5 protein-coding genes are annotated in these 6,003 nt (G+C 52.5%); all 5 read right to left on the minus strand.

Features of this window, described 5'->3' with window-relative positions:
• Positions 1-174 precede the first annotated feature (174 nt).
• Positions 175-2,007, minus strand: coding sequence for a transglycosylase SLT domain-containing protein (locus ACTHSL_RS05270; protein WP_440380610.1), 1,833 nt, complete (start codon positions 2,005-2,007; stop codon positions 175-177).
• Positions 2,008-2,248: 241 nt separating this feature from the next.
• Complete coding sequence (locus ACTHSL_RS05275; protein WP_440380611.1) at positions 2,249-3,664, minus strand: sodium:proton antiporter; 1,416 nt, start codon at positions 3,662-3,664, stop codon at positions 2,249-2,251.
• Between the two features lie 468 nt (positions 3,665-4,132).
• On the minus strand, positions 4,133-4,231 hold the full coding sequence (locus ACTHSL_RS05280; RefSeq protein WP_440380612.1) for an iron ABC transporter: 99 nt from the start codon (positions 4,229-4,231) through the stop codon (positions 4,133-4,135).
• 87 nt (positions 4,232-4,318) lie between these two features.
• The gene (locus ACTHSL_RS05285) at positions 4,319-4,543 is read right to left on the minus strand and encodes a DUF1737 domain-containing protein (protein ID WP_440380613.1); all 225 of its coding nucleotides are present in this window, start codon (positions 4,541-4,543) and stop codon (positions 4,319-4,321) included.
• Positions 4,544-4,678: 135 nt separating this feature from the next.
• A complete protein-coding gene (gene thrB, locus ACTHSL_RS05290; protein WP_440380614.1) occupies positions 4,679-5,602 on the minus strand; it encodes a homoserine kinase in 924 nt (307 codons plus the stop codon).
• Positions 5,603-6,003: the final 401 nt, after the last annotated feature.

Below are 6,003 nucleotides of genomic sequence, written 5' to 3' on the forward strand. Positions count from 1 at the left end.
GCCGTCTGAAAACAACGGGAAAAGCCGAATCCTGCCTGCCTTGTATCGATTTGTAACTCAATATTTAAAATTTGTCAAAACGGGCAATGACGAATTTACGTTTTATCGGGTGTTCAAATGGAAAGGCCGTCTGAAAACGGATTTTCAGACGGCCTTTTAGATGATTTCCTGCGCTTATTTGCCGGGGACGACGCCCATGCGCTGTTTCAGCGAGGTGTTTGCCTGTTTGAACAACGAGGCGTAGTAGGCAGCGTTGGTCATCACTTTTTTCACGTAGTCGCGCGTTTCGTCGAACGGGATGGTTTCGGCATAAATCGCGCCTTCCAGCGGAGATGATGCCTGCCATTGGCGGGCGCGGCCGGGTCCGGCGTTGTAGCCCGCCGTGGCCATGACTTCGTTGTTTTGCAGGCGGCGTTTGGCATCGGACATGTACCATGTGCCCATACGGATGTTGCCGTCCATGGTGTAGAGTTCGCTGCTGTCCATGCCGATTTTGCCTGCGATTTCGCGCGCGGTGGCGGGCATAACCTGCATCAGGCCTTGTGCGCCGACGCTGGATTGTGCACCGAGCATGAAGCGGCTTTCTTGGCGGATGAGGCCGTAAACCCATGCCGGGTCAATGCCCGCTTCGGCGGCATAGCGGCCGGTAATGTCGCGGAAGGGCGAGATGTAGCGCAGGTTGTAGTTGAGTTTGTGCGTGGTGCTGTCGGCGGTGTGGATGGCCATTTCGTAGAATTGGTTGTCGTAGGCAAGCTGGGCGGCGGCCAGCTTGGTGTCTTCGTTGAAGCCGCGCGTGGCGTAACGCCATTCCGCCTGTGCCGCACGGCGCATGGCGCGGTCGCCGCCGCCTGCTTTGAACAGGGTGAGGGCGCGGGAAATGGCACCGTCGCGTGCCAGGGCGTCGAGGTCACGGCGGCTTGCAGCGGCGGCATTGTTGTCGGTGCGGATGCGGTTGCCGAGTTCTTCTGCGGACAGTACGGCGTAGAAGTTGCGTCCGCTTTGTTCTGCTTTACGATAGAGGGCTTGGGCTCGGGCGTTGTCCCCGCGCGCGGCGTGGCTGCGGCCGAGCCAGTACAGCCAGGTTGGATTGTCCTGTAGTTCGGCCGGCATGGAGGTGATGATGTCGGCCAGTGTGCCCCAGTCTTGAAGCCTCAGGGCGGAACGGGCAAACCATTCGAATTGGTCGTTTGTCAGTTGGTTGCGGTCGGCACGGCGGTAGTATTCGAGGGCGGTGGCGAAGTTTTGGCTTTTGGCCTGACGGTGCGCCAGCACGCCCCAGGCGAATCCGGCCTGTTCGCGGGTGAAGAGGCTTTCTTGGTTGCTCAGGTTTTGGGCTGCCACCGGGCTTTTTTGTGCGTTTGCGCCGATGATGCCGCGCAGGAGGTTTTCTTGCGCGCCTTGCCCGCTGCCGCCTTCAAGCGGGCTGCCGAGGGCGGCGGCAAGACGGGAGGCATCGGTGGTTTGGTTGTTGGCAATCAGGCCGCGTACGCGCCGCCAGGCATCGGTGGTTTTCAGACGGCCTTCCCGTGCTCGGGTTTCGATTAAGGCGGTGCAGCCTTGCGGCAGGCGGCTGGTTTCGCGGACGAGTTTTGCCGCCAAGCCAGTGTCTTGCAGGTTTTCGGCGTAGCAGCCGACTTCCTGGCTGCGGCCTTCGGCGGCGAGTTTGGCGTATTCGCGTTGGAAGGTTGCCCAGTCGCCGCGCCGCGCCAGGCTTTTGAGCCATTCGTTGCGGACGGCTTCGCCCATCGCGCTGTCGCTCTGGCTGCTGAGAAATTGGGCGGGCTGGACGTCGTCGCCCGTTTTGGCGGCGCGCAATACGTTTTCGTAGAGGGCGTAGTCGTTCAGTGTTTTTGCCGGGTTTTCGCTGCTGCGGGCGGTCGGCAGGCTGATACCGCCGGAAACGTCGGACGGTAGGGTGTGCCTGCTGTTTACGGGTTCTACGGGCTTTTCGGCGGTACATGCTGCCAAGAGCAGGGCGGCAATCAGGGGTATTCTGTATCGGATCATGCGTCGTCGTTCTTTCTGTTGCGGGTTTCAGACGGCCTATATTATGTATTTAATATATTGGAGGCCGTCTGAAGGCAGGGAGGGGATGATAACAAGGTTTGCCGGCTTTGCCCAAATGTGCCGCACTTGATTTACATTGGTTATTCGTATTCGGCGGTTTATCGGAAGATAGGCCGGCCGGACGTTTCCGTCCGGCCGGTGGATGTTTTCAGACGGCCTCGAAAGGTTGTCTGCCGTTTTTTTAAAATATCTGCCACACGAAGAAAACCAGGGTGTGGAGCAGGAAGAGCGGAACCAAAATGCCGAACGACCAGGCCATGTAGCCGAAGAAGCTGGGCATGGGCACTTTGCGTTGTTCGGCGATGGCTTTTACCATGAAGTTCGGGGCGTTGCCGATGTAGCTGAGCGCGCCCATGAAGACCGAACCCATTGAAACGGCCAGCAGGGTGTGGAACAGGTGGCCGTTCATTAAAACGTGGGGGTCGCCGCCGGCGAGGTTGAAGAACACCAAATAGGTCGGTGCGTTGTCCAAAAAGGCGGACAACAGGCCCGACATCCAGAAGTACATGGTGTTAATCGGATGGCCGGAGCTGTCGTGCACCAGTGCGACCACGCCTGCGAGCGCACCGTTTTCGCCTGCTTTGAGGATGGCCAAAACAGGTGTGATGGTGATAAAGATGCCGAGGAAGAGTTTGCCGACTTCAGCTATCGGGTCCCAGTTGAATTCGTTGCCGGCCCGAACCTGTTTCGGCGTAATAATCAGCGAAACGGCGGTTATAGACAGCAGCAGCAGGTCGCGGATGAGGTTTTGCAGTTCGTAATGGCTGCCGAATACATCTACGGAAATGCCGGGTTTCCAGATGCCGGACATCAATACGGTACCGACGATGCCGATTAGCAAGGCAAAGTTGCGTTTGCCGTGGATTTGCAGACGGCTGTCCGGGCTTGGGTCATGGGGTTGGATTTCGTTTTCTTTGCCGTAAAAATGCCTGTCAAGAAAATAAAACAGGGTCAGCAGGACGGTGCTGCTGATCAATACGGGCATCAGCATATGGCGTACCGTCCACATGAAATCCACGCCTTTCAAAAAGCCGAGGAACAGGGGCGGGTCGCCGAGCGGGGTCAGGCCGCCGCCGATGTTGGCTACCAGGAAAATAAAGAAAATGACGGCGTGTACGCGGTGTTTGCGGTTATCATTGGCCTTCAGCAGCGGGCGTATCATCAACATCGCCGCGCCGGTCGTTCCCATCACGGAAGCCAGCAGGGTGCCGATGGCGAGGATGGTGGTATTCGTTTTAGGCGAGCCATGCAGGTTGCCCCATACTAAAATGCCTCCGGATACGGTATAGAGTGCCAGCAGCAATGCGATAAAGGGAATGTATTCGTCCACTAAAGCGTGGATAACGGTAGAAATGCCAGAACCCAAGCCATAGCTGAGCGAGAACGGAATAAGGAAAAGCAGCGTCCAAAACGCGGTAATTTTGCCGAAGTGATGATGCCAAGTGTGTGAGAACAACAGCGGACCGGTGGCAATCGACAGCAGAATCAAGGCAAACGGCAAACCCCATAACAAACTTAGAGTTGAGCCGTCGGGCGCGGCGGCGAAAACGGAAGTCGGAAAGAGTAATAGCAGGGGTAGAAGGAGTTTGTGCGGCATTGGGGTTCCTTTTCTTATTCCGGTCAGCAGGATATTTTTCAGACGGCCTTCCTTTATAGTCAAACGGTCTGATTATTAAAAACTACCGTCCGATTGTAACGGAAAAACAAAATCAATGAAACGCAGCAGGGAAATGCGCCGAATTGAGAAAAAAAGGCAGAATTTCCGATTCTGCCTTTTGAAAAATATTTGACTGTAATTGGGGCGGCAAGGATATATAGGAACAAAAGCATCATTGTTTGGGTATGTTGGGAATACGCTAAACAGTTTGTTCTGATAATAATGTTCCCAAGTTTTCTTATAATCCTATCTTAGTCTATTTTCTGTACAATCTCAACAAAATCATCAAGTACGTATTTTTTAGGTAATTCGTTTCTTTAAAAAGCGAATATATTTTGAAGCGATGGATATGCTGTATGGTATTTGGGTTCTTTATATTTTAAGGATTTTAAGCGAGAGGATGTGCCGTCAGCTGAAATCGTCGACGCCGACGGAGAGGCTGACGATAAAGAGTACCGCCAGTGCCAGCAGGTTCGACAGGTTGAAATAAGAAAGTTTCGGAGGCATAGGTTCCGTGGGGACGGGTTTCAGACGGCCTCAAACCGTCATCAGGGCCGTCTGAAAAACAAAAACGAAAACCGGCGGCGCGTCCGGTCAGTATTCCGACAGCGGTTTTTCCGGGTCGTAGCCGCCGTCGCTTTCCTTGACGACGGCCTGCCCGCAGATAATGTGTTCGCCGTTGAACGTGAGGGTGGGGTTGCCGTACAGCTCCCAGCCGTTTTGCAGGGCTTCGGTAACGCGGCGGCAGAACGAGGCGTCGTCCGGTCCGGTGAGGTAGCGGTAGAGTTTCATGAGCGGTTTCTCCAGTGTGAAAAACATTTTCAGACGGCCTCAAAAGCAGGACGGGGCCGTCTGAAACAGTATAGTGAAATATCTAAAAAATAGTAACGGCCATATTCGGTAATTTACTCTTTCCGAGCGGCGGAAAAGGGACAAGACTGCCGTTTAAGAGGATTAAGGCCGTCTGAAGGTCAGCAGCAAATCGCGGAATACATTCGGGTCTTTGATGAAAGTCATTTCCCCCTCTTGCGGGAAGTGGAAATCCAACAGGCGGGAAACCCAAAAACGTATACAGCCGGCACGCTGGGCCGTAGGGAAATAAGCACGTTCGGCATCGGAAAGCGGACGGATGCTTTCATAACCGCGAACGAAAGCATCTTCTAAAGAAGAGTCCAAGTGATTGTCTGCCGTTCGCGCCCAATCGTTGATCGCAATCGCCAAATCGTACATAAAATTGCCGTCGCAAGCATAATAAAAATCGATAAAACCCGCTACATCGTCGCCGTTCAGCAGCACATTATCCTTAAATAAGTCTGCATGGATAATGCCGCGCGGCAAACCTGTATCGGGGTGGTTGTCCAAATAAGCAATCTCATCCCGCAAGAGTTCGGCATCTTCTTGATTTAATACCGGCAGCAGTTTATCTGCCGCTTCATGCCACCAGACGGCATGGCGGGGATTTTCCATATGCAGCGGAAAATCCCGGCCCGCCAAGTGCATTTTGGCCAGCATCGCACCTGTGTTAAAACATTGCCCAATGGTCGGCCAACCCGTATCCGCACCTTGAAGGCAGCTGACCAAACAAGCCGGTTTCCCTGCCAAGATAGAATCAAAACGACCGTCTTTGCGCATGATAGGTGCCGGGCAGGCAACACCGGCTTTACTCAAATGCTGTTTCAACAAAAGAAAAAAAGGCAGTTCGTGTTGTTGCAGAACTTCAAACACAGTCAGCACATAACGGCCATGGGATGTGGTTAAAAAATAATTGCTATTGGTTACGCCTTGGGCAATCCCTACTAAGGAAATAAAATCACCCAAATCGTAATCAGTCAAAAAAGTACGCATTTCATCATCGGAAATACTGGTATAAACAGACATGGGAATCGCCTATCTTTGGAGAAGATATAGATAAGTTTTAAAACTGCGGCATCATATCAAATATACAAACTTATCAGGAAAGAATGTACGTAAAATAAGTTTTTTAGTTTTACTGTTAGGAGGTGCGAAAAATAAAATTTTATAAAACATTATGATAAGCAATTTCCCATATTTTTCTTGCAATATTTGTTTGACAGTATTTTCGGATGTGCGTATAGTTCGGTTCTTCGCTGCTTCGGCAGCGTATTTTGACGGTTTAGGCAGTTTCTTTTTATTTTGAAAGTAGCTTGACAAAAAGAAATGGCGTGCTATAATAATCGTCTTTGCTCTTTAACAAACAGATTACCGATAAGTGTGAGTGCTTAGGCCTCACGCTGTTTAGAAGACAGACAAGATGATGT

Origin of the sequence: Neisseria sp. P0008.S010 (assembly GCF_051962715.1) — a bacterium.
Lineage (GTDB): Bacteria > Pseudomonadota > Gammaproteobacteria > Burkholderiales > Neisseriaceae > Neisseria > Neisseria elongata.